Origin of the sequence: Microbacterium sp. (assembly GCF_031988965.1) — a bacterium.
Classification (GTDB): domain Bacteria; phylum Actinomycetota; class Actinomycetes; order Actinomycetales; family Microbacteriaceae; genus Microbacterium.
The window spans coordinates 1-1,054 of the sequence record NZ_DALZXX010000302.1 but is presented as its reverse complement, the minus strand read 5'-3'; the positions used below and the strand labels follow the sequence as shown (position 1 = coordinate 1,054).

Annotated in this window: 1 protein-coding gene; it reads left to right on the top strand. The window is 69.4% G+C overall.

The window, feature by feature from the left end; genetic code table 11:
- Window positions 1-25: 25 nt before the first annotated feature.
- A partial coding sequence (locus RTM68_RS18950) for a PH domain-containing protein (protein WP_312173890.1) occupies window positions 26-1,054 on the top strand: 1,029 nt, incomplete at its 3' end.

Below are 1,054 nucleotides of genomic sequence, written 5' to 3'. Positions count from 1 at the left end.
ACGTGCGGCGCGTCGAGGTGCGACCGTGCCCGGCGCCCCCGGAGCTCCTGCCGTTCCCGGAGCATCGGCAGCAGCCTCCGCACGCGGACAGCTCGTGGGGTCGATGAACGAAGGGGTCAACGGCCTGATCGGCGGCGTGGACCTGGCCGACGTCGAGCCCGAGAGCGTCGTCAAGATCCCGACCGGGCGCCTCGTGGGATCGCAGCTGATCTCGAGCGTGCTGTGGTTCGTCTTCTTCGGAGCGATCTTCGCCGTCGCCGTGGGCGGCGTCGTGATCGGCTCGCTGATCGACGGCGATCCGATCGAGGGGTTCCTCGGCCTCGGAATCACGCTGGGAATCGGAATCCCGATGATCATCGCGGTCGTCGGTATCACCTGGGCGCAGATCTCGAAATCGCTGCGGTACTCGATCGCCCCGACGCCCGACGGCGTCCGCATCACCTACGGGCTGCTGACCACCGTGACCGAGACCCTGCCCCCGGGGCGCATCTTCGCCGTGGAGGTCACGCAGTCGCTGCTGTGGCGTCCGTTCGGGTGGTGGACCATCAGGATCAACCGCATGAGCGGCAAGAGCGCGGCGCAGCAGTCGTCCGGATCCGCCCAACAGTTCAACGTCGTCCTTCCCGTCGGCAAGCGGGCCGACGTCGAGCGCGTGCTGTCGCTCATCCTCCCCGACGCGCAGCCCGCCGATCTGCAGCTCGTCTGGGATCACGGCATCCTCGGCCCCGTGGAGGGTGACCCGTACCGCGTGATGGCTCGCCGTGCGTGGTGGCGTCGGCCGCTCTCATGGAAGCGCCATGGCTTCGTCCTGACCGACATGGGACTCCTGCTGCGTCGCGGCGTGATGTGGCGCAAGCTCGCGATCTTCCCGCTGGCCCGGCTGCAGGGTGTCTCGCTCTCGCAGGGGCCGATCGATCGCGCGCAGCGGGTGTCCGGCGCGCAGGTGCACTCGGTGCAGGGCCTCATCACGGGGTACCTGTCGGGCCTCGAGCGCGCCGATGCCCTGTTCCTGATCGACACCGTGAGCGCTGCCGCGGTTGCCGCCGCCGAGCGG